The organism is Streptomyces sp. LUP47B, from assembly GCF_001746295.1.
GTDB lineage: Bacteria > Actinomycetota > Actinomycetes > Streptomycetales > Streptomycetaceae > Streptomyces.
Genome location: NZ_MJAH01000001.1, coordinates 652,573 through 673,232 on the forward strand (window position 1 = coordinate 652,573; position 20,660 = coordinate 673,232).

General features: G+C 69.9%; 18 protein-coding genes and 1 pseudogene. 5 read left to right on the plus strand and 14 right to left on the minus strand.

What is annotated here, in order from left to right; translation table 11 throughout:
- Positions 1-410: 410 nt before the first annotated feature.
- Positions 411-1,063, minus strand: a pseudogene (locus tag BFN33_RS02885) (aldehyde dehydrogenase family protein); the annotation flags it as partial.
- A 338-nt stretch (positions 1,064-1,401) separates the two neighbouring features.
- A complete protein-coding gene (locus BFN33_RS02890; protein WP_069758224.1) occupies positions 1,402-2,277 on the minus strand; it encodes an AraC family transcriptional regulator in 876 nt (291 codons plus the stop codon).
- A gap of 103 nt (positions 2,278-2,380) precedes the next feature.
- On the opposite strand from BFN33_RS02890, the gene BFN33_RS02895 reads away from it, so the two are divergent.
- The 3 genes from BFN33_RS02895 (at position 2,381) to BFN33_RS02900 (ending at position 5,374) form a co-directional block, all read left to right on the plus strand.
- The gene (locus BFN33_RS02895) at positions 2,381-3,139 is read left to right on the plus strand and encodes a nuclear transport factor 2 family protein (RefSeq protein WP_069758920.1); all 759 of its coding nucleotides are present in this window, start codon (positions 2,381-2,383) and stop codon (positions 3,137-3,139) included.
- Between the two features lie 41 nt (positions 3,140-3,180).
- Positions 3,181-3,516 carry a hypothetical protein gene (locus BFN33_RS49315; protein WP_079140542.1) on the plus strand — a complete coding sequence of 112 codons (336 nt, stop codon included), beginning with the start codon at positions 3,181-3,183 and terminating at the stop codon, positions 3,514-3,516.
- A gap of 451 nt (positions 3,517-3,967) precedes the next feature.
- Complete coding sequence (locus BFN33_RS02900) at positions 3,968-5,374, plus strand: hypothetical protein (RefSeq protein WP_069758225.1); 1,407 nt, start codon at positions 3,968-3,970, stop codon at positions 5,372-5,374.
- Positions 5,375-5,568: 194 nt separating this feature from the next.
- Here the strand turns inward: BFN33_RS02900 and BFN33_RS02905 are convergent, their stop codons facing one another.
- Genes BFN33_RS02905 through BFN33_RS55375 form a run of 7 tightly spaced genes read right to left on the minus strand, consistent with a single transcriptional unit; the run spans position 5,569 to position 12,973 of the window.
- Positions 5,569-6,990: an NADH-quinone oxidoreductase subunit N gene (locus tag BFN33_RS02905; RefSeq protein ID WP_069758922.1), complete on the minus strand. Its 1,422-nt coding sequence runs from the start codon at positions 6,988-6,990 to the stop codon at positions 5,569-5,571.
- Between the two features lie 5 nt (positions 6,991-6,995).
- Positions 6,996-8,504, minus strand: coding sequence for a NuoM family protein (locus BFN33_RS02910; protein WP_176742285.1), 1,509 nt, complete (start codon positions 8,502-8,504; stop codon positions 6,996-6,998).
- 5 nt (positions 8,505-8,509) lie between these two features.
- Positions 8,510-10,360, minus strand: a complete 1,851-nt coding sequence (locus tag BFN33_RS02915) for an NADH-quinone oxidoreductase subunit L (RefSeq protein ID WP_069758227.1) — start codon at positions 10,358-10,360, stop codon at positions 8,510-8,512.
- Positions 10,357-10,662: an NADH-quinone oxidoreductase subunit NuoK gene (gene nuoK, locus BFN33_RS02920; protein WP_020275585.1), complete on the minus strand. Its 306-nt coding sequence runs from the start codon at positions 10,660-10,662 to the stop codon at positions 10,357-10,359. The genes BFN33_RS02915 and nuoK overlap by 4 nt, the downstream gene beginning before the upstream one ends.
- Positions 10,659-11,228: an NADH-quinone oxidoreductase subunit J gene (locus tag BFN33_RS02925; protein ID WP_370743239.1), complete on the minus strand. Its 570-nt coding sequence runs from the start codon at positions 11,226-11,228 to the stop codon at positions 10,659-10,661. Before BFN33_RS02925 ends, nuoK begins: the two co-directional genes overlap by 4 nt.
- A gap of 7 nt (positions 11,229-11,235) precedes the next feature.
- Entirely contained in the window at positions 11,236-12,180 is a 945-nt protein-coding gene (locus BFN33_RS02930) for an NADH-quinone oxidoreductase subunit H (protein WP_069758228.1), read from the minus strand.
- Positions 12,173-12,973, minus strand: coding sequence for a hypothetical protein (locus BFN33_RS55375; protein ID WP_370743240.1), 801 nt, complete (start codon positions 12,971-12,973; stop codon positions 12,173-12,175). Before BFN33_RS55375 ends, BFN33_RS02930 begins: the two co-directional genes overlap by 8 nt.
- Positions 12,974-13,015: 42 nt before the next feature.
- Here BFN33_RS55375 and BFN33_RS55380 point away from each other — a divergent pair, with 42 nt between their 5' ends.
- The gene (locus BFN33_RS55380) at positions 13,016-13,630 is read left to right on the plus strand and encodes a hypothetical protein (protein WP_370743241.1); all 615 of its coding nucleotides are present in this window, start codon (positions 13,016-13,018) and stop codon (positions 13,628-13,630) included.
- Between the two features lie 5 nt (positions 13,631-13,635).
- Here the strand turns inward: BFN33_RS55380 and BFN33_RS02940 are convergent, their stop codons facing one another.
- From BFN33_RS02940 to BFN33_RS02955, 5 genes are all read right to left on the minus strand, one after another.
- Positions 13,636-13,986 (minus strand): NADH-quinone oxidoreductase subunit A, encoded by a 351-nt coding sequence (locus BFN33_RS02940; RefSeq protein ID WP_069758230.1) that lies wholly within the window; start codon positions 13,984-13,986, stop codon positions 13,636-13,638.
- A gap of 738 nt (positions 13,987-14,724) precedes the next feature.
- Positions 14,725-14,889 (minus strand): hypothetical protein, encoded by a 165-nt coding sequence (locus BFN33_RS53000; protein ID WP_176742286.1) that lies wholly within the window; start codon positions 14,887-14,889, stop codon positions 14,725-14,727.
- A 293-nt stretch (positions 14,890-15,182) separates the two neighbouring features.
- Complete coding sequence (locus BFN33_RS02945) at positions 15,183-16,361, minus strand: acyl-CoA dehydrogenase family protein (protein ID WP_069758231.1); 1,179 nt, start codon at positions 16,359-16,361, stop codon at positions 15,183-15,185.
- 52 nt (positions 16,362-16,413) lie between these two features.
- Positions 16,414-17,568 (minus strand): CaiB/BaiF CoA-transferase family protein, encoded by a 1,155-nt coding sequence (locus tag BFN33_RS02950; RefSeq protein ID WP_069758232.1) that lies wholly within the window; start codon positions 17,566-17,568, stop codon positions 16,414-16,416.
- Positions 17,565-19,073 (minus strand): aldehyde dehydrogenase, encoded by a 1,509-nt coding sequence (locus BFN33_RS02955; RefSeq protein WP_069758233.1) that lies wholly within the window; start codon positions 19,071-19,073, stop codon positions 17,565-17,567. The genes BFN33_RS02950 and BFN33_RS02955 overlap by 4 nt, the downstream gene beginning before the upstream one ends.
- A 204-nt stretch (positions 19,074-19,277) precedes the next feature.
- Between BFN33_RS02955 and gabT the strand changes: the two genes are divergently transcribed.
- Entirely contained in the window at positions 19,278-20,654 is a 1,377-nt protein-coding gene (gene gabT / locus BFN33_RS02960) for a 4-aminobutyrate--2-oxoglutarate transaminase (RefSeq protein ID WP_069758234.1), read from the plus strand.
- Positions 20,655-20,660: the final 6 nt, after the last annotated feature.

The following is a 20,660-nucleotide window of genomic DNA, read 5'->3' on the forward strand; positions in this document are numbered from 1 at the left end:
ACATCGCCGCGGTCATCGGGAGGACGCGCTGGCGACCCGGATGGCGACTCCCTTCTCGGCGCCGGACACCTCCTCGCCTTCCTGGCACGCTGTGCGCACAAGGAGGCATCCGGCTCGCGAAGTCCAACGAAGCAGACTTCTGCTAATCATCTTAGTAGATGACTGGACCCCGCCGGGTCCGATCGCGGCTTCGAGGCGGAACAGTGTTCAGGCCGACCGGTTGCTGCTCCCGGGGACTCGCACTGGTGGACTGTCGGTATTCGAGGTTGCAGTATTCGCCGTAGAGCGAGCAGTTCCGTACCCGGCTCGGTCAGAAGCTGTGTCGGAACCGGTGATCCTCGGCATTCCATAGTGGGTGAGTGTGGGTGGGCCGCATCAGGCAACGTGGCCCTGAAGATGCTGACGGGTGGTCAGAACGGGTAGTGGGCCTGCTGGGTGGCGATGGTCACCCAGCGAGTGTTGGAGAACGCCTCGATCCCCCATCGCCCGCCGAACCGGCCGTAGCCGGAGGCCTTGACACCGCCGAAGGGCGCGTGCGGCTGGTCGGCTACGGACTGGTCGTTGATGTGCACGATGCCGGTGCGAATGCGGTGGGCGACGGTGAGACCGTGGGTAGCGTTCTCGGTGATGATTCCGCAGGTCATCCGTTCTCGGCGTCGTTAGCGATGACGATGGCGGTTTCGTCGTCGGTGAATGCTTCGACGACACAGACCGGGCCGAAGGCCTCGGCGTAGTACAGGTCGGCGTCGCTGGGGATACCGATGAGCACGGTTGCAGGGTGCAGTGCGCCGTCCGGCTGCCCGCCGCCTGCCAGTACTGTGGCGCCCTTGGCGACTGCGTCCTTCACCAGTTCGGCCATGCGGTCGGCGGCGGAGGCGGTGACCAGCGGACCGACCACCGTGTGCGGGTGCATGGGGTCGCCGGCCTGGAGGGAGGCGACCTTGGTCATGAACTTCTGCGTGAACTCCTCGGCCAGTGACTCGTGGACGAGGATGCGGTCGGCCGACATGCAGATTTGTCCGGAATTCACGAACACACTGAAGGTAACGGCGTTGACGGCGTAGCGGCTGGGCCGCTTCGCTCGGTACCCCTCCGCTCCAGCCAGGCATAAGAGCGGGTTGACCACCGGACGACGGGAGGCGGCCCCACCGCACATCTCCGATGTGATCGATGGAAACCGGACCGTGCGTAAAGGAAAACGAAGGCGGGCATGCCCAGCCGTCCGGCGACTTGGCCGCTGCCTCCAGCGCAGGTGCACGATGTCGCGGATCTGCGGCTGAGTTCGGGCCACTGCGGTGCGGCCGTGGGGACCCGTTGCTCCGGTGGTCGTGGCCGTGGGGACCGGTCGCTCCGATGGTCGTGGCCGTGCCGAGGTCGCGTTGTCGATCGCCGTTCGCGGCGTCAGGCCCCACCTCGTGGATGTCGGGCCGCGTTCCTGAACTGGATCGGGCTCTGTCCGCTTCGGGACTGGAAGTACTTGTTGAAGTTGGTGGCACTGCTGAAGCCGAGGTGTGCGGCGATGCGGGCGGCGGTCTCGTCGCTGTGGGCCAGGCGGCGCTTGGCTTCCAGCATGACGCGTTCGTCGATGAACTCCTTGGCGTTGGTGCCGACCGCTGATGCGGTTGCCCTCCTCAGCGTGCGCGGGGAGTAGCCCAGGGCTCTCGCGTAGTCAGCGACCTGATGGGTCTTGGTGAAGTCACGCTCGACTGCCTCGCGGAATCGGCGGAAGGTCTCGCTGTCTTCCGTAGGGCCGGGAAGCCCACCCGGCCGGTCGGCCAGCCGGAGCACCAGCACGGACAGCAGATGCCGCAGGATGGCGATGTGCACGTCGAGCGGACTCGTGCCGACGGCACCGTACTCGTGACAGAGGTGCTCGATCGCCAGATCGACGGCAGGGTCGTCGACGGCGTCGTACTGCACCGGGCCATCCGACGTCTCCAAGCGCGCCGCGACCATCGGATCGAGGAAGTCGCTCTCGAAGAGCACCAGATGCCCCTCGACCTTGCTCAGGTCTCCCCACCTGTGGACCTGCCCCGGACGGATCCACAACCAGCTCCCGGGGGTCGCCTCGTAGGTGGTGAAGTCGACCTCCTGCGTCAGCGTCCCACTGACCGCGGCGATGAGGTGGTGGAAATCGGGGCGTTGCGGTGTCGTGAACCTGACGGCCCCACGCCGCCGGAACTCGGCCAGTGACATCACCTCGACGCCGGCCGGAGTTCCGACGCCCGCGTCGAAGTCCACCCTCAGGATGCCGGTGCTCTGTCCGAAATTCACCATCACGAGACCAGAATCTACCGCAGCACCGACCGAATTTTGGCCCAATGTTGATGCCAGAACCACAAGCCGCCCACCAGGCCACAAGCACGAGGGAATGACGAACATGAGCGACAACAAGACCACCGTCCTCACCGCGGTCAAGGAGCTTTTCGGCGACAAGGACGTGACCGCCGTCGACCGGTGGGTCGCCGCCGACTACCGCCAGCACAGCTCGGCCGCGCCCGACGGCCCCGAAGGCCTGCGTGGGCTGATCGAGTCACTCACCGACGACGTCCGTCACGAGGTCGCCCGGGTCATCGTCGAGGGTGACCTGGTCGCGGTCCATGGCGTCTACCACGGCTTCGGTCCGGATCCGCTGGTCGCCCTCGACCTGTTCCGCGTCGCCGACGGCAAGCTCGCCGAGCACTGGGACGCGCTCACCCCCCAGGCCACCAGGACCGTCTCGGGCCGCTCGCAGGTCGACGGCCCGACAGAGGTCACCGAGCTCGACAAGACTGAGGCCAACCGTGCCTTGGTCCTCGGGTTCGTCGAGAAGATCCTCAAGGGTGGTGACTTCTCCGTGGTGACCGACTTCATCTCCACGGAGCAGTACGACCAGCACCACCCGGAGGTCGCTGACGGGCTTGCCGGGCTCGGCGCCGCCTTTGCGGCGTGGACCGAGCAGGGCAAGAAGATCGCCTACGGGACGACTCACCGGGTGATCGCCGAGGGCAACTTCGTGTTGGTGGTCACCGAGGGCGTGTTCGATGTTCCGGTCGCGTACTGGGACCTGTTCCGGGTCGCCGACGGCAGGATCGTCGAGCACTGGGACATCGTGGCTCCCATCCCGGACACCCTGCCGCACGACAACGGCCTGTTCTGATCGCCGGACCAAAAAGCCGATGACGCGACGGGCACACCCCGATGTGCCAGAAAGACGATCGCGCTCAGCGCCGACAACTGCCGGCCGGTGACGCGTCGGTCCTCGAGGCGGCTGTGATCGGCGTCCCCGACGAGAAATGGGGAGAAGTCGTCGTCGCCTATGTGCAGCCACGACCAAGTCCGACAGTCGATCCGGCGGCGTTGGAAGCACTCGCCGCGCGCAGCCTCAGCGGCTACAAGCAGCCGACCTCGTGCCGCTGCGCCAGCCGCCGCTTGGACGCCATCCGCTTACCGATCACGGGGCCGGCCTGGCCGGACAGGGTTCCTGATCGGGTGATCGCGCAAGGGCCGGCGCATGACAGCAGGGCCTCTTGGTAGCTCGGGGGTGCAAACCAAACCGATCACCGGGATGTCCTGTTGCCGCGGCCCCTCTCGTGCCCGTGTACGTGGAGTCCAACTCGCCACCCCTGTCGTGTGACTGCCTCGCGCACAGGTTCGGCAACGGGCGGACCGGCCGAACCGCACCCCGTCCCATGCCTCCGACATGACGGAGGCGGAGTGGCAGGTCATCCGGTCGTGCTGCCAGTTCCTGCCTGCTTGGAAGGGCGGGGCGGCCGACCGAAGGGCTTCTGCCACAGGCAGATGATCGACACAGTCCGCTATGTGGCCGACAACGGCGCCAAGTGGGCCAACCTGCCCTCAGACGATCAATGTTGTGCATTTTCTTGAGGGCTGCAAGAAACAAGCCCCACGTTCCTCGGCACCTTCGTTCAGTGCACTGAGTATCAGCCCGTGTCCCTTTCCGCAGCCGCTCTCAAGGAGCTGTTCCATGTCTGCAAGCATCCGTCCTCGCGTCGGCCGCACCCGCCTGCGTATCGCCCTGGCCGCGTTGGCATCCGTCGCCCTCGCCTCCGTTCCGTTGTCGGCCGCCGAGGCGGACACGCCGGCCACCACCCACCTCACCGGCACCCTCTCCGACGACGCCACCTGGGTCGCGGACGTACCCGACCACTGGAACGGCACGTTGCTGCTGTTCAGCCACGGCTTCGGCACCCTCACCGCCCAGGACGCCCCCACCGACGCCGTACGCACCGAACTGCTCGCCGAGGGCTACGCGATGGCCGGGTCGTCGTACGACCCCAACGGCTCGTTGTGGGCCCTGAACAGCGCCGAACGCGACCAGTTCGCCACGCTCGACGCCGTCACAACGAAAATCGGCACCCCACGCCGCACGCTGGCCATCGGCAATTCGATGGGCGGGCTCATCAACGCGCAGATCGCCCGGGACGGCGGCGGGCGCATCGACGGCGCGCTCGACCAGTGCGGCCTGGTCGCGGGCGGCACCGACCTGGACAACTACCAGCTCGACGCCGAACACACCATCGCCCAGCTGCTCCTGCCGGAGCAGGACGTCAAGCTGGTCCGCTTCGGCTCCGCCGACGAGGCGGTCGCCACCGCCACCCTGCTCACCAAGGCGGTCACCGCCGCGCAGGCCACACCGCAGGGCCGGGCCCGGATCGCGCTGGCCGCCGCCTACCTCAACCTGCCCGGCTGGTCGCCCGGAAAGGACCGGCCCGCCGCGACCGACTGGGCGGGGCAGGAGGCACAGCAGTACGACTGGTTCACGCAGGGCCTCCTGACCTTCCTCGAGATCCCCCGGTACGGCATGGAGCAGTCCGTCGGCGGCAACAACTCCTGGAACCGAGGCGTGGACTACGCCGGCCTGTTCGCCAATTCCCCACACGCGCCCCAGGTCCACGCCCTCTACCAGGCGGCCGGCCTCGACCTGCGGGCCGACCTGAGCGCACTGACCAAGGGCGCCACCATCACCGCCGATCCCGCTGCCGTCCGCAGAGCGCAGCAGACCTCCTCCGCCGGCCAAGGACTCGACGTACCCCTGCTCGACATCCACACCACCGGCGACAACCTGGTTCCGGTGGAGCAGGAGAACCGCTTCGCTGCCCGTGTGCGCGCCTCCGGCGACGGCGCGTTGCTGCGGCAGGCGTTCGTCGAGCGACAGGGCCACTGCACGTTCACCACAGCCGAGACCGTGGCCGCCCTGCACGCGCTCGAACACCGCGTCAGCACCGGCCGATGGGACAACGTCGCGACTCCGGCCGCGCTCCAGCGGTCGGCCACGGCGCTCGGTCTGGACGGCGCAGCGTATGTCCCGTACCACCCGGCCCAATTGTCCGTCGGCCGCGACGACCACCCGGCGCGCCCCACCCGCCACTGACATGGCACCGCTCAATCGCTCACAGCATCTCGAACGTCGATCGGCTGGCCGTGGCCTTTTGACAGCGGTGTAGCGGTTGAGGCGTCACGAGCCGAGTCGTGTCGTAGACCATGGCCACGAGAATCAACGCGCCGATCGGTGACGGCCAGCACCGCTGCCATATCGCCTTGCCGTCGGCGACACGGCCTGGGGAGTCAGGGCGCGAGCGGCCCGCCCAGTACGTCCAGGACGGTCCCGCCGAGCACTCCGAGGACGACGGTTCCGGCGGCCGCCCCGTAGGCGATCACGGCGGCCGTCCGTGATGCCGTACCGAAGTCACCTGCGGGTCCACGCGCGAGGAACGCCGGGGCGATCCAGCGCAGGTAGTAGAAGAGGGAGGCCACGGTGTTGACGGCTGCGACGACGGCCAGCCAGGCGTAGCCGCCGTCGAAGGCCGCGCTGAAGGCTTCCAGCTTGCCGAGGAAGACCGCGGTCGGGGGCGTGCCCACCAGGCCGAGCAGGCAGACCACGAGCGAGGCCAGCAGGGCCGGGTGTGTTCGTGCCAGACCCCGGTAGTCGTCGATGGTCTGTGCTTCGGGGAGTGCGCAGACCACGGCGAAGGCCCCGAGGTTGGTCAGCGCGTACCCGGCCAGGTAGTACAGCAGGGCCTCCTGGTCGAGGTCGGTGCGTCCGGCTACGGCCACCGGGAGCAGGAGGTAGCCGACCTGGCTGATGGTGGAGTAGGCGAGCAGCCGTTTGACGTCCTGCTGGAAGAAGGCTGCCAGGTTGCCCAGCGTCATCGAGGCGACCGAGAGCACTGCCACCAGGTCGGACCAGGGCAGGTCGGCATCCGCGAGGGGCACGGCGGCGAGCCGGTAGAGGGCCGCCAGGGCGCCGACCTTCGGGATGGTGGTGAGGAAGGCGGCGACCGGCGCCGAGCTGCCCTGGACGGCGTCCGGCACCCAGAAGTGGCCGGGCACGCCTCCGGCCTTGAACAGGACACCGGCGAGCAGGGCGAGCGTGCCGACTGCCACCAGTCCGGCCGGTGCCTCGGCGAGTTCGGTGCGCAGCACGGGGTATGCGGTCGCCCGGCCGGCGGCGAGGAGGACGGTGATGCCGGCGAGCATCAGGACGCCGAGGAGCGCGCCGACGACGTAGTACTTCAGGGCCGCCTCGGTGCCGGGGCCGTCCTTGCGGAAGCCGGCGAGCGCGTACGCGGGCACGCTGGCCAGCAGGTAGCCGGCGGCGAGGAGCAGCAGGTCCTGGGCTCCGGCCAGGACTAGGGCGCCCGTGGTGGCGAGCTGGAGCAGGACGTAGAACTCGGTCTCGCGCGGATCGGCGTACAGGCGCGGCATGGCGAGCGCGAGGACGAGCAGGGTGCCGCCAAGGATGACGATTCGGCTGGTGGACGTGAGCGGATCGATGGCGAAGGAGGCGCCGAAGGCCGTCTCCACCGGGCCGGCCGCGGCGATGGCCGCAGCCACGATGCCCCCGATGCAGGCTGCGCCTGCCAGCGCCCCGATCAGCCACTGACGGCGACGCGGCAGCCACGTTCCGAGCAGCAGCCCGAGCACGGCCGAGGCGGCCAGCAGCACTTCGGGCAGGAGGTCGAGGGGGTTCTCGTTCATGCCGGTCATCTCGTTCATCGCGCCAGCAGCTCCAGCACGACGCGGGAGGCCGGTTCGATGACGTCGAGGACGAAGCGGGGGGCGAGGCCGAGGACGACGCCCAGGGCCAGCAGGGGGACGATCGCGAGTCCTTCGTGGAGGCGGATGTCGGGGAACGGGCGGTCGGCCCCCGGTGCGGCGGGTGGCAGCCGCAGGGGCCCGAGGAAGACCTGTTGCAGGGCGCGCAGGAACAGGCCCGCGGTGAGCAGGATTCCGAGCACGGCCAGGCCGGTGGCGACCGGCTCGGGCCCGAGGCTGCCGGTGAGGATCTGGAACTCGGCGATGAAGCCGGAGAAGCCCGGCAGCCCGAGCGAGGCGAAGGCGGCGAGGCCGGTCAGTGCGGCGAAGACGGGCGCCCGCTCGGCGATGCCCGAGTACGCGCACATCTCGTACGTACGCCCGCGCTCGTAGAGCACGCCGGACAGAAGGAACAGCGCGCCGGTCAGCAGGCCGTGGCTGACCATCTGGAAGACCGAGCCGGTGACGGCGAGGCGGCGGGCGTCGTCCTGGCCGGTACCGACGGCTCCTGCCGCGCCGATCGCCAGGATGATGTAGCCCATGTGGTTCACGGATGTGTAGGCGACCATCCGCTTGAAGTCGGTCTGGGCGAGGGCGACCAGTGCCCCGTACAGCACGGAGACCACGCCGACGACGACGAAGACGAGTGCGTGGTCGCGCCAGGCGTCGGGCAGGATCGGCAGGGTGATGCGCAGGAAGCCGTATGTGCCCATCTTCAGCAGCACGCCGGCGAGGATCGCCGATCCTGCGGCCGGGGCGTCGGTGTGGGCGGGCGGCAGCCAGGTGTGGAAGGGCACGGTCGGCGTCTTGACCGCCAGTCCGACGGCGATGGCGAGGAGGACCAGGGCTGCGTAAGTGGAGCGTCCGGCCAGCGGGTTGGCCCGGGTCAGGTCGATGATGTCGAAGGTGTGCGGGTCGGCGGCCAGGTAGAGGCCGATGAAGCCGAGCAGCAGGGCGAGGGACCCGATGAAGGTGTAAAGGAAGAACTTCAGCGCGGCGCGGGCGGCGCCCTGGTGTCCCCATCCGGCGATGATGAAGTACATCGCCACGATGGACAGGTCGAAGAAGACGAAGAACAGGATGAGATCGAGGGCCACGAACAGGCCGAGGCATGTGGTCTGCAGAAAGAGGAACAGCGCCGCGAACTCCCTGACCCGCTTGGTCTCGCGCCATGCGTACAGCGCGCAGGCGAGGAACAGGACGCAGGTGACGGCCACCAGTGGCAGGGACAGTCCGTCGACGCCGACGTGGTAACTGATTCCCGCGCTGGGAATCCAGCGGGCCCGCGTCTCGTACTGCATTCCGCCGTCGGCCTGGTATCCGGCCCAGACGATCACGGTCAGCACCAGCTCGGCGGCCGCGGTCACCGCCCACGCCGACGAGAAAAGGACGCGGGGCGCGCTGCGGGGCACGCACAGCAGGAGGGCCGCCATGGCGGTCGGGAGCAGGACGATGGCCGTGAGCACGGCGGTCACCTCACGAGGACGAGGACGACGGCGAGGACGGTGAAGGCGGCGACCGCCTGAGCGAGATACTGGTGCAGTTGCCCGGTCTGCGGCCTGCGGGCCCAACGGCCGAGCGCCCGCGCGCCGCCCGCCACACCTTCCACGGCGCCGTCGACGAGCCGCTCCACCTGGATGTTGGTCCACCGCGCCAGTCGTACCGAGCCGTGGGCGGTGCCTTCGACGGTGCGGTCCAGCACCCGGTCGTCGAAGGCGGCGAGCGCGTCGGCGAGGCGTAGGACCGGACGTACGAGGAGCATGTGGGCGGCGTTCTCCAGGCGAAGCCAGTCGGACGCCCAGGCGGTGATCCGGCCAGGGACCGTGAGGAGTTGAGGGCCGCGGATCCACACCACGGCCGAGACGGCGACCGCGAGCCCGCCGGACAGGGCGAACTCCCATACGTGCGGGCTCGTTTGCGCCTCGCCGCCGAGCACTCGCTCGACGGCGTCCCGTACGGGTGGGAAGGACGTGACGGTCAGGGCGGCACAGGTGGCAGCCAGGGTTACCAGCGGCAGCCGGGTGGTGTACGGCAGCGGATCCGTACGGTCGTCCGTCGCAGCACTGGGCTGCCAGACGAACCACAGAGCCTTGATGCTGTAGATCGCGGAGATGACGGCACCGGCCAACCCGACGACGTACAGCGCCATGTTGTCTTCGAGGGCGCCGGCGAGGAGTACGTCCTTGGCCGCCCACAGCGCCAAGGGCGGAACGCCGGCCAGAGTCAGGGCCGCGACGCTGAAGGTGATTCCGGCCGTACGATGCCGCCGGGCCGCACCGCGCAGGGCGGGCAGCGCCTTGGTACCGAGGGCTGTGAGCCAGGCACCCGCGACGAGGAAGGCCAGGCTCTTCGCCGCGGCATGGGCGATGAGCTGCAGAGTTCCGCCGGTGACCGCACCAGTCCCGGCGGCGAGGACCATGAAGCCGATCTGGGCACAGGTGGAGGCGGCGAGCAGCTGCTTGAGGTCGGTCTGCGCCACGGCGACCAGACCGAGCACGACCGCCGTCACGGCACCCGTCCACGCCACGACGGGTCCGCCCCACTCGGACTGCGCGAGCAACGGCTCCAGGCGCAGCAGCAGATACGCGCCGGCCACCACCATGGTCGCCGAGTGCAGCAGGGCGGAGACAGGGCTCGGACCCTGCATGGCGCGGGACAGCCAGAAACTGAAGGGCAGTTGGGCCGACTTGCCGAACGCGGCCGCGATGACGCCGGCGGTGATGACCGCCGACCACGCGCCGGTCGCGTCCGGGAGCTCGTCGAAGGCGAGGGAGCCGGCCTGCCCGCTCGCCAGTGCCGCCCCGGCGGCGAGGTAGAGGCCGAGGTCGGCGGCGCGGGTGGTGAGGAAGGCCGTGTTGGCAGCATGGCCGCGCTCGGGGTCGCGCCACCAGTAGCCGATCAGGGCCCAGGAAGTGGCCCCCATGACCTCCCAGGCCATCAGCAGGACCGGCAGTGTGGTCGCGGTGACCGTCGTCAGCATCGCGCCGGCGAAGAGCAGCATCAGTCCGAAGAAGCGGGCGCGGGCCTCGGCCGGTCCGATGTCCGCGACGCTGAACAGGAGGACCGCCGTGGTCACCGCCGTGACGGTCACAGCCATGAGGCCCGACAGCCCGTCGACCGCGAGGCCGGCGGGAAGCCCTTCGAGCAGCGGCGCCTCGACCCGAGGATGCTCGAAGGCCACCGTGATGGCGAGGCCGAGCGCGGCGACGGCCGTACCGACCGCGACCGCCGGGGCGTACCGGTCCGCCGGGCGGCCGACGACCGCGAGCAGCGTCCCCACGGTCAGCGGCAGCGCGACAAGCGCCCACAGCAGCGCGCTCACTCCTTCAACTCCGCCGCCATGTCGGTCATGTCGACCTCGCGAGCCCGGAACAGCGCCGTGACCACGGCGAACCCGATGGCCATCTCCACCGCCATGACCGTGACCGCCAGGACGACCAGCACCTGACCGTCGGCGGCGGCCGGGGCGATGTAGTGCCAGACGGCCGCCGCGCCGACGATGATGCCGCCCAGCATCAGTTCGAGTCCCATCATGAGCATCACGATCGACTGCTGGGTGAGCGCGCCGAACAGGCCGATGCTGAACAGAGCCGCTGCGAGCAGAAGGAAGAGCTCCAGGCTCATCGGCCCATCCCTCCCCGCACGGGGTCGTCGGCGGTACGCGACCGCAGGTGGTCGCCGAAGCGGTCGTAGCGGCCCCGGCGGGTGGCCAGGACGACGGTGGCGACGATGGTGGCGAACAGGGTGAGTCCCAGAGTCATCATGGTCAGCATCTGAGGGCCCATCAGCGACAGGCCCAGGTCCATGGTGGGATCGTGGGACGGCCTGCCGCGGCGGGACGGCCACGGGGCGAGGAGGATCCCGGCGGCGAGCACGGCGAAGACCGCCCCGCAGATCACAGCCGCGCCCTTCGTGTTGTGGACCATGGTCATCGGCATGAGTCCGGCCGGGTTCATCATGTACATCACCATGAACACGGCCATGATGGCCATCTCGATGGTCATCATCAGCACGATCACGACCCCGAGATAGTCCAGCCCGAGCAGCAGCACTTCACCGCCCACGCACAGCAGCGAGGTCAGCAGCGCGTACGTCGCCCGGGCCATGGAGTCGAAACGGAACACCATGACGCCACCGGCCACCGCCAGCAGGGCCAGCACCCAGAAGATCACGTCGTCAAGCACGGCCATCACCTCCTCATCGGTTCAGGACGACAACGGCCACGACCAGCGCCTGCAGCAGGGTCAGCGGCACCAGCACCATCCATGCCACCTCCATGTACCGCTCCATCCGCAGCACCGGCAGGGCGCGGCGCGCGGCCACCAGCAGCGCCAGCACCCCTGCGGTCTTGATCAGCGTCCACGTCCAGCCCGGCAGCAGGGGTCCGTGCCCGCCGCCGAGGAACAGCGGCACGCTGAAGCCGGCGGTCACCACCAGCAGCAGCCACCGTCCGCCGAGGAACACCAGCCGGTCCACGCCCGCCAGTTCTGCGGCTGCACCTCCGGCCGCGTCGCGCGACAGCGGATGCCCGAACGGCCCCCAGAACGCCATCGCGAGCGCGCTCAGCAGATAGACGAGGAACGCCACCGGCATCCACACCACGAACCACAGCCCGTCCTGCGCCGCGACCACGTCCCCGACCCGCAGGGACTCGGCACCGAGAGCGGCGGTGGTGATCGCGAACATGTGGGGCAGCTCGTACGCCAGCCCTTGCGCGAGGAACCGGTACCCACCGATCAGCGACAGCGCCGAGTTCGGCCCCCAGCCGACCAGCCACACCGCCGCCCAGGCCAGCGCCTCCATCGCGTTGAACCACACGACCCCCACCGATGGATCGCTCACGGACCGCAAGCCCCACGGCAATACGGCACCGGCGAGCACCGCGGCCACCGGGACCAGCACCACGCCCAGCCTTCCGAGCAGCCGGTCCGCGGCCGTCGTACGGCGCGGCTGCTGGACGAGCAGCCGCAGGGCTTCTCGTAACGGGGCCACGGCACGCAGCCCAGCCTCCCGGACGCTCCCGGCGGGACCACGCTCCGCCGACCCGGACAGCACCGCGTCGAACCCGGCCGTGACCACGGCCGCCAAGGCCAGGGCGACGGGAAGGACGACGGTCGTCCACAGGGGCGCGGCATCAGACATGGGCCGCTCCGGACACGGGCGCGAGCGTGAGTTCCTCGATGTCGGGATCCAGGCTGGCGAGAATGATCCGCGCGCAGGCGAACTCGGCGCCGGTCAGCAACTCCGGAAGGACGCCGAGCAGCGCCCGCGACGGCGGCTGCGCTCCGTCGAGCCGTCCGCGCGGACCGGTGAGTTCATCCGGCGTCAACGGCCGTTCGTCGTCGAGCCCCTCGATGCCGTGCCCGATCTCGCCCAGCCACATCAGCAGCCGGTCATACGCGTCCCCGTCCGCAGCGAGCGCCGGCCCGGTCACTCCTGCGGCCCGCGCTCTGGATGACGGCAACTCCCCCAGCCCGGTGATCGACCAGCGCAGGGTGCGCGACCGCTCCACCCTGCGCAGCGCTCCGCGCAGGTCGCCGCTGATCCGCTCACGCGACGCCCCCGACAGCAGTTCGTCCCGCAGCCGACGGCACCGCGCTGCGGCGTCGTCCCAGCCGACGACAGCCAGGAGCCGTCCCGCACTGTCCAGATGCGCGGCAGAGCGTCGACGCGCCGCACTCCCCCTGGTGACCTCCTCGCCCTGCGCGGCCCGCAGCCATGGGTCAACCCAGAAGGGCAGCCGATGACCGGACGGCACGGAGAGGTGGTCCACCTCGATCCCCTGCACGACGTCTCCCTGCAGGGTGAGGCGCAGAATAAGCCCCGTTGGCCAGTCGGCCAGCCCGGGGCCGATCGGCACGTGCAGCTGGTCGAGCCTCAACTCGTCCCGGTCGTCGCCCCGTTCGGCCATCGGCAGTCCTGCTACCTCACCCATGGCGTGCATGTCGTGACCCATACGGTCCATATGGCGGTCGGCATGGCCTTGGTGATCCATGTGGTCCATGTGGTCCATGTGCGCCGCATGGTCGTCGGGTTGGTGATTCTCATGCCGTTCGTGGCCCTCATGCCCTTCGTGGCCCTCGTGGCCCGTATGAACCGCATGGTCGCCGTGGGCGTGGCCCATGGAGTGGTCGGGGTGACCCTGATCGTCGGGGGCTCCGGGCGGCGAGCCGCCGTGGTGCGCGCCGTCGCGATGATCGTCACCGTGCCCGTGGCCCCCACCGTGTACATCACCACCGGGCTCGCCCCGCACGGCGTCCTGCCGGTCGCCTGCGTCGGCCTCGTCCGGCATCACCGCCCTGTCCGTCAGATCCCTCCGCGCCTTGTCGAGCGCGCGTACGACCTGCCCCGCCTCCTGCACAACGATCCGCACGGCCGGTTCCGGCATCGACCGCTTGATGTCCTCCAGCCACTCCGCCTCCCCGGGCTGCGAACTGCCACAGACGACCAGGAGGTCGGCGTCGGCAGGGGCGCCCGCCACCGGCCACCCCTGCCGACGCACCTCCGCTTCCACGGCCACCCGCACATCCGTCGCTCCGGGCAGCGTGACCGCCAGCACCGCCGGGCGCTGCATCGCGGCGCGCCGCAGTAGGCCCCTCAGGTCCACCTCAGGGCTCCCTCACGCCAGGCGTAGGCCACCGCCGCGAACAGGATGCCCAGGAAGAGGAACATCTCCACCACGGCCGTGGTCCCCACCTCCGAGACGACCTTCACCCACGGGTACATGAACAGCATCTCCATGTCGAAGGCCAGAAAAATCATGGTGACCGCGTACCAGCGCACATGGAACCGGGACACGGCGTGCTCGCCCGGCTTGAGGCCTCCGGCGAAAGGACCTGTTTCGAGGGGGGTTCGCGCTGCCGCCAGCCAAAGCCCCAGCCCGTACACGGCGACCAGACCGGCCCCGACCACACCGAGAAGGACCAGCATCGGCTGCCATGCGTCCATCCCGCCCGATCTCCTTCTTCGGCGTCATACCGCTCATGGTGCGCGACCGGCTGGTTCGTTCGGGCCCTGGAGGTGCGACCCAGGACTGGCACCTGAAGCACCATGCCACTAAGGACGTTAGTGGATTCAGAGTGAACTGGAAACACTCCCGCCCCACGGACACGTTACCCCCAGGGGGTATCATCGTCCACCACCGATGGCCAACGCCGCAGTGGAGTTGAGGACATCCAGGTGGATTTGCCGTCGGGCGGCGTCGCCCTGATGCGGCCACGCACGAGCCCCAAGCAGTACCTGCCCCGTGAAGGCACGTCCCGGGCGGCGTGCCCGCCGCGGTCGCCGCCGTACTCATGAGGGCACAGCGTGCGCTCCGGCCTTCGGCGGGCAGTGCCGTGCTGAGGTGCTGCGTCGAGCCCCTCTCCTGCCCCGCCCTGAGCCGGCTCGTCGCGAACGCCTGCCTGGCGGCAACGGTGTAGGGAGGCGCCACGGAATGCCGGGCCGCCCAACACGCGGCTCCTGCCGCGTACGGCGTACCCACGCGGGCGGCCGGGTGGTGATCACCTCGGGTGCGCTCAGTCGGGTCACGCCGAGCGAGGGGGCCGCCGTGGTCGAGCAGGGACGGGCCCACCTGCTGGGCTGTCACCACCTGTTGACGGCCGTGACGACGTCTCTGGCGCGGGCCTCCCGCACGTGCCGTTGTTCGGACTGGCCCGGCCCGCCGTCGCCGCGGATGGCTGCATGTCACGGCACTGCCGATCCGATTTCGCGGTCGGAAGCCCCGCGCGTCCTGGCCGCGGCGACGGGCACGCCGGCCGTGCGGCGGACCGCCGACGGCAGGATCCCCGAACGCATCAATCGGCTGCGCCGGATACCCACGACCAGGTCATGGCAGGCGTTGACGCCCACGGCCGGTTTCCTCGCCGCGATCGGTCTGCTCCCGCTGATCACCATATGGGCGTGGACAGGCGGCTGTTGACCAGGACACGAGCTGGCGGAGCGAGAGCCCTCGCCGGGATCGACGGGTGCTCTGTGCTGCGGTCAGCCCGATGCCGAGAGCTGTGTCCTCCCGCGCGGCGCGTACGTGACCCAGGGTCCGCGGACCGCAGCACATCCTCCAACTCGTCCTCCGGACAGGAAGAGGTCCCGTTCCGAGCGCGGGAAAGCCGCTCGCCGTGTCCGGAACCGGGGCGTGGGGCCGGTCAGCGGTAGGCCGCCTGGCCGGTCAGAGCTTGGCCGATGACCAGGGTGTGGATTTCGCTGGTGCCCTCGTAAGTGAGCACTGATTCCAGGTTGTTGGCGTGGCGGAGGGGCGAGTACTCCAGGGAGATGCCGTTGGCGCCCAGGACGGTACGGCATTCGCGGGCGATGGCGAGGGCCTCGCGGACGTTGTTGAGCTTGCCGACGCTGATCTGCTCAGGGCGGATGCGGCCCTGGTCCTTCAGTCGGCCCAGGTGCACGGCGAGCAGTGCGGCGCCGCCCAGGGAGACGCTCATGTCGGCGAGCTTCTTCTGGGTGAGCTGGAAGGCGCTGATCGGCTTGCCGAACTGGACGCGCGCGTCGGCGTACTCCAGCGCGGCTTGGAGGGAGTCACGGGCAGCGCCGACAGCGCCGAACAGGATGCCGAAGCGGGCTTCGTTCAGGCAGGCCAGTGGGCCGCGCAAGCCCTGGGCGAGCGGCAGGCGGGTGGAGTCCGGCAGACGCACGTTGTCGAAGTACAGCTCGGAGGTTATGGAGGCACGCAACGACATCTTGTGCTTGATGTTCTGCGTGCTGAAGCCCGGCGTTCCTCTGGGCACCACGAACCCCCGGATGCCGTCCTCGGTCTGCGCCCAGACCGTGGCCACGTCGGCGATGCCGCCGTTGGTGATCCACATCTTGGAGCCGTTGAGGATCCAGTCGTCGCCGTCGCGGACGGCCTTGGTCCGCATGTCCGAGGGATTGCTGCCGAAGTCGGGCTCGGTCAGTCCGAAGCAGCCGATCGCCTCACCGGCGGCGAGGCGGGGCAGCCATTCCTGCTTCTGCTCCTCCGAGCCCCATTTCCAGATGGAGAACATCGACAGCGAGCCCTGTACGGAGACGAAGCTGCGGAAGCCGGAGTCGGCGGCCTCCAGTTCCAGACAGGCCAGTCCGTAGCTGACGGCGTTGGTGCCGGCACAGCCGTACCCGTCGAGGTGCATGCCGAGCACGCCCAACTTGCCGAGTTCGGGGGCAAGTTCGCGGGCGAAGTGAGCGTTCTCGAACCATTCCCCGAGGTGCGGGCGCACCCGGTCGGCGAGGAACTTGGCGACGGTCGTCTGGATCTCACGCTCCTCGTCCGTGAGGACGGAGGCGAGGTCGATCAGGTCGAGGGGGTCCTTCATCGGCTTGGCGCCGCTCATCGTGTGCTCCTGGGTGCGGTGTTGGTCGGTCGCGGTTGGCGGGGAGGCCGGGTCATGCGTCCAGCCAGGCGGTGATGTCCTCGGTGTGCTCGCCGAGCCGGGGTGGGCGGCGTTCGTAGCGGGGCGGGGTGCTGGACAGGCCGATGGGGTTGGCCACCAGGTCCATCGGCTCGTCGTCCGGTCCGGTCACGGTGGCGCGTGGGCCGAGGCCCAGGTGTTCGGCCAGGTCGAACGCCTGGGCCAGGTCGTTCACGGGGCCACAGGGCACACCCAGCGGGGTGAGGCGGTCGAACCAGTCGGTCGCGGTCCGCGCCGACAGCAACTTCCCCAGTAGCTCGGCGAGTTCGTCGACGTGTGCCACCCGGTCGGTGTTGGTCGCGAAGTGGGGATCCTGGGCCAGGCCCGGTGTCTGGAGCCCCTGGCACAGTGCGTGGAACTGCCGGTCGTTGCCGACGGCCACCACCATGGGCCGGTCCTTGGCCTGGAACACCTCGTACGGCGCAATCGACGGATGGCGGTTGCCCAGGATGCCCGGCACCTGACCGGCCAGGGTGTAGCCGCCGGATTGGTTGACCAGGCTGGACAGCATGCAGGAGAGGAGATCGACCTGGACGTGCTGACCTTCCCCGGTGGCCTCGCGGTGGCGCAGGGCGGCCAGGACGCCGACCGTCGCGTGCAGTCCGGTGAGGACGTCCACGAGCGCAGCCCCCGTCTTCACCGGCTTTCCGGGGGCCGGCCCGGTGACGCTCATCAGGCCGCCGACCGCCTGGATCAGCAGGTCGTAACCGGGCAGGGCGGCTCCCGCGCCGGCGCCGAAGCCGGTGACCGAGCAGTACACGAGGCCGGGATTGAGCTCGCGGGACCGGTCGTGGCCGAGCCCGTACTTGTCCATGGTCCCGGGCCGGAAGTTCTCGAAGAGCACGTCGGCACGGCGTACCAACTCGGTGGCCCTGCGCAGGTCCCGCTCGTCGCGCAGGTCAAGGGCGAGGGAGCGCTTGTTGCGGTTCACCGACAAGTAGTACGTGGCTTCGCCCTGAGCGTGAGGTGGACCCCAGGCCCGCGTGTCGTCCCCGGTGACCGGATGCTCGACCTTGATCACATCGGCGCCGAGGTCGGCCAGGAGCATCGTGGCGTAAGGGGCGGCCAGGACACGCCCGAAGTCGGCGATCAGCACACCGGACAGGGGCCCGCCGCCTGCCCCGGTCACTGTTCCTTCCGTTCCGAGGGGCGGACGTACACCGTCTTGGGCCGGGTGAAGAACTCGCGTGCCGCGCGTCCCTGTTCCTTGGGGCCGTACGCGCTCTGCTTCGCTCCGCCGAAGGGGACGTGCGGATCGGCGCCCGCCGTCTCGGAGTTGATGTGGAGGACGCCGACGTCCACCTCTTCGGTGGCGAAGGCCACGGCCCGCAGATCGTCGGTGAAGACGGCCGCCGAGAGCCCGTAGTCGCTGTCGTTGGCCAGGGCGAACGCCTCCCGGATGTCACGGGCCCGGCGCACGCAGAGCACGGGGCCGAACAGTTCCTCCCGCCACAGCGGGTCGTCTCCCGCCAGTTCGACCACGGTGGGCGGCAGGAAGGCTCCCGTCATACGGTCGTCGTCGTACGGTCGGCCGCCCGTCAGGAGGTCGACGCCCGCGCGGGCGGTCCCGGCATCCACGGCCCGCTGAACGGTGTCCCGGGCCTTGAGGGAGACCACAGGACCCATTTCGGTGCCCTCCTCCAGCGGGTCGCCGACGCGCAGGGCCGAGGCCCGCTTCGTGAGGAGGGCCAGGAACTCGTCGGCGACCGGCTCCTCCACGACGAGCCGGGAGGTGGCGGTGCACTTCTGGCCCGCAGAACGGAAGGCTCCGGCGAGTACCTCACCCGCTGCCAGTTCCAGGTCGGCGTCGGACAGGACGACGGCCGCGTTCTTGCCGCCCATCTCGGTCTGGACGGGGCGTGCCAGCCGGCCGCAGGCCGCGATCAGACTCCGGCCGACGGGGGTCGACCCGGTGAACGTCACCGCGTCCACCCCCGGGTGCTCGACGAGTCGGCGGCCCAGGGCGCCGTCGCCGATCAGCAGCGACAGCACTCCCTCGGGAAGCCCGGCCTCCACCAGGGCTTCGGCCAGTCGTACCGCCAGCAGCGGCACCAGGCCGGAAGGCTTCCACACCACCACGTTGCCGTAGCTCAGGGCGGGGGCGATCTTCCAGGCCGGGATCGCGATGGGGAAGTTGAACGGGGTGACGGCGGTGATGACACCCACCGGGCGGTGGATCACGTGGATCTGCTCGCCCGGCCGTGGCGAGGCGAACACCTCGCCGGCCGGGCGCGACGCCTCGCTCGCGTAGTAGCGCAGGATCTCCGCGGCGCGCCGCACCTCCCCGGTGCCCTCGACCCGGGTCTTGCCCTCCTCCCACGACAGTTCCTCGCCCCACGGCCCGGCGTGCGCGTCGAGGATGTCGGCGGCCCGGTCCAGGATCCGGGCGCGCACATGGTGGGGGGTCGCAGCCCAGCGGGGGAAGGCGTCCCGTGCGGCGTCGACCGCCTTGTCGAGGTCCCGGTCCTGGACGAGTCGTCCGGTGGCCACGGTCTCGTGGGGACGCGCCGGGTTGACGTCGACCAGTTCGTCGCCGTCCCCGGTTCGCCACTCCCCCGCGATCAGGTGGCGCAGGGACCGGGCGGACCGGGACAGCCCGCCCGCCGTCGCGCTGCTGCCCGCATTCTGTGGCATCGGCCTTCCTCTCCTACGTCCGTTTCCGCCGCGTGGGCGCCTCGACCTTGTGAGGTCGTCATTCTCGGGACCGGACGGCGGCGCCGCACTCGACGAGATGTCCTGTACTCGGCGACCAGTGCACTCCGTTCCGTCCATGGCTGTGGGGTCGCGGCGGTGATTGGCTCGGCGTTCCCCATCCCCGCACACCCCGGAGGACGATTCATGTCCGGTGTTTCCCAGCCGGTCGGCGGTCCCGATCTCGCGCAGGTGCGACGCGTCGTGAGCGAGATCCCGGGACCCCGTTCCCGTGAACTGCTGGCCCGACAGCGCAGCCTGGTACCCGCCGGAGTCGGCGCCACCCTGCCCGTGTTCGTCGAGGCGGCCGGCGGCGGGGTGATCGTCGATGTGGACGGCAACTCCTTCATCGACTTCGGCAGCGGCATCGCCGTGACCACGGTCGGCAACTCCGCCCCGGCGGTGGCCGAGCGCGCGGCCGCACAGTTGCGCCGGTTCACGCACACCTGCTTCCTCGTCAACCCGTACGAGTCGTATCTGGACGTGTGCGAGAAGCTGAACGAGCTGGCGCCCATCCCCGGCGAGAAGCGCACGATCCTGGTGAACTCCGGCGCCGAGGCCGTGGAGAACGCCGTCAAGATCGCCCGCGCCGCCACCGGCCGCCCCGGCATCGTCGTCTTCGACCACGCCTTCCACGGACGCACGCTGCTCACCATGAGCCTCACCGCCAAGAACAAGCCCTACAAGCAGGGCTTCGGACCCTTCGCGCCAGAAGTCCACCGCGCTCCGATGGCCTACCCGTACCGCTGGCCCACCGGTCCGGCCCGGTGTGCCGAGGAGGCGGCGTACGCGCTTGCGGATCTGCTCGACCGTCAGGTGGGTGCGGAGAACGTGGCCGCCGTCCTGGTCGAGCCGATCCAGGGCGAGGGTGGCTTCGTCGTCCCGGCTCCGGGATTTCTGCGCAGCGTCGCCAATATCTGCCGGGCCCGGGGCATCCTGCTGATCGTGGACGAGATCCAGTCCGGCATCGCCCGTACCGGCCGGATGTTCGCCTGCGAGCACGAGGGCATCCAGCCGGATCTGATCACGACCGCCAAGGGACTCGCCGGTGGTCTGCCGCTGGGCGCGGTGACCGGCCGCGCCGAGCTGATGGACGCTGTCGCGGCAGGTGGTCTGGGCGGGACCTTCAGCGGCAACCCGGTGGCCTGTGAGGCGGCGCTCGGTGTCTTCGAGGAGATCGAGGCGCATGACCTGCGGGAACGGGCCCGGGAGATCGGCGCCACCATGCTGGAACACCTGGGCGAGCTCGCCGACACGTATGCGGCGATCGGTGACGTCCGGGGCCGGGGTGCCATGATCGCGATCGAGCTGGTGGAGCCGGAGGGTGACAGGGTGCCCGCTCCCGACCTCGCCGCCCGCGCGGCCAGGCGCTGCCACGAGAACGGGCTGCTGGTCCTCACGGCGGGCAGCTATGGCAACGTGCTGCGGTTCCTGCCGCCTCTGTCGATCTCGGACGCCTTGCTGGAGGAGGGGTTGGCTGTCCTGGGAGAGGCCCTCGCCAAGGAGCTGGCCTCAATCGCGTGATCCCAG

Excerpts from the sequence above, each read along its gene's own strand:
- BFN33_RS02890 (WP_069758224.1), bottom strand. The coding sequence starts at position 2,277 with ATGGTGAATTTCGGACAGAGCACCGGCATCCTGAGGGTGGACTTCGAC.
- nuoK (WP_020275585.1), bottom strand. The coding sequence starts at position 10,662 with ATGAGCCTGGAGCTCTTCCTTCTGCTCGCAGCGGCTCTGTTCAGCATC.
- BFN33_RS02930 (WP_069758228.1), bottom strand. The coding sequence starts at position 12,180 with ATGTCTGATGCCGCGCCCCTGTGGACGACCGTCGTCCTTCCCGTCGCC.
- BFN33_RS02945 (WP_069758231.1), bottom strand. The coding sequence starts at position 16,361 with ATGAGCGGCGCCAAGCCGATGAAGGACCCCCTCGACCTGATCGACCTC.
- BFN33_RS55375 (WP_370743240.1), bottom strand. The coding sequence starts at position 12,973 with ATGGGTGAGGTAGCAGGACTGCCGATGGCCGAACGGGGCGACGACCGG.
- BFN33_RS02895 (WP_069758920.1), top strand. The coding sequence starts at position 2,381 with ATGAGCGACAACAAGACCACCGTCCTCACCGCGGTCAAGGAGCTTTTC.
- BFN33_RS02940 (WP_069758230.1), bottom strand. The coding sequence starts at position 13,986 with ATGGACGCATGGCAGCCGATGCTGGTCCTTCTCGGTGTGGTCGGGGCC.
- BFN33_RS49315 (WP_079140542.1), top strand. The coding sequence starts at position 3,181 with ATGTGCCAGAAAGACGATCGCGCTCAGCGCCGACAACTGCCGGCCGGT.
- BFN33_RS02925 (WP_370743239.1), bottom strand. The coding sequence starts at position 11,228 with ATGGCCGTGCTTGACGACGTGATCTTCTGGGTGCTGGCCCTGCTGGCG.
- BFN33_RS02905 (WP_069758922.1), bottom strand. The coding sequence starts at position 6,990 with ATGACCGGCATGAACGAGAACCCCCTCGACCTCCTGCCCGAAGTGCTG.
- BFN33_RS02900 (WP_069758225.1), top strand. The coding sequence starts at position 3,968 with ATGTCTGCAAGCATCCGTCCTCGCGTCGGCCGCACCCGCCTGCGTATC.
- BFN33_RS02955 (WP_069758233.1), bottom strand. The coding sequence starts at position 19,073 with ATGCCACAGAATGCGGGCAGCAGCGCGACGGCGGGCGGGCTGTCCCGG.
- BFN33_RS55380 (WP_370743241.1), top strand. The coding sequence starts at position 13,016 with ATGGCCTTGGTGATCCATGTGGTCCATGTGGTCCATGTGCGCCGCATG.
- gabT (WP_069758234.1), top strand. The coding sequence starts at position 19,278 with ATGTCCGGTGTTTCCCAGCCGGTCGGCGGTCCCGATCTCGCGCAGGTG.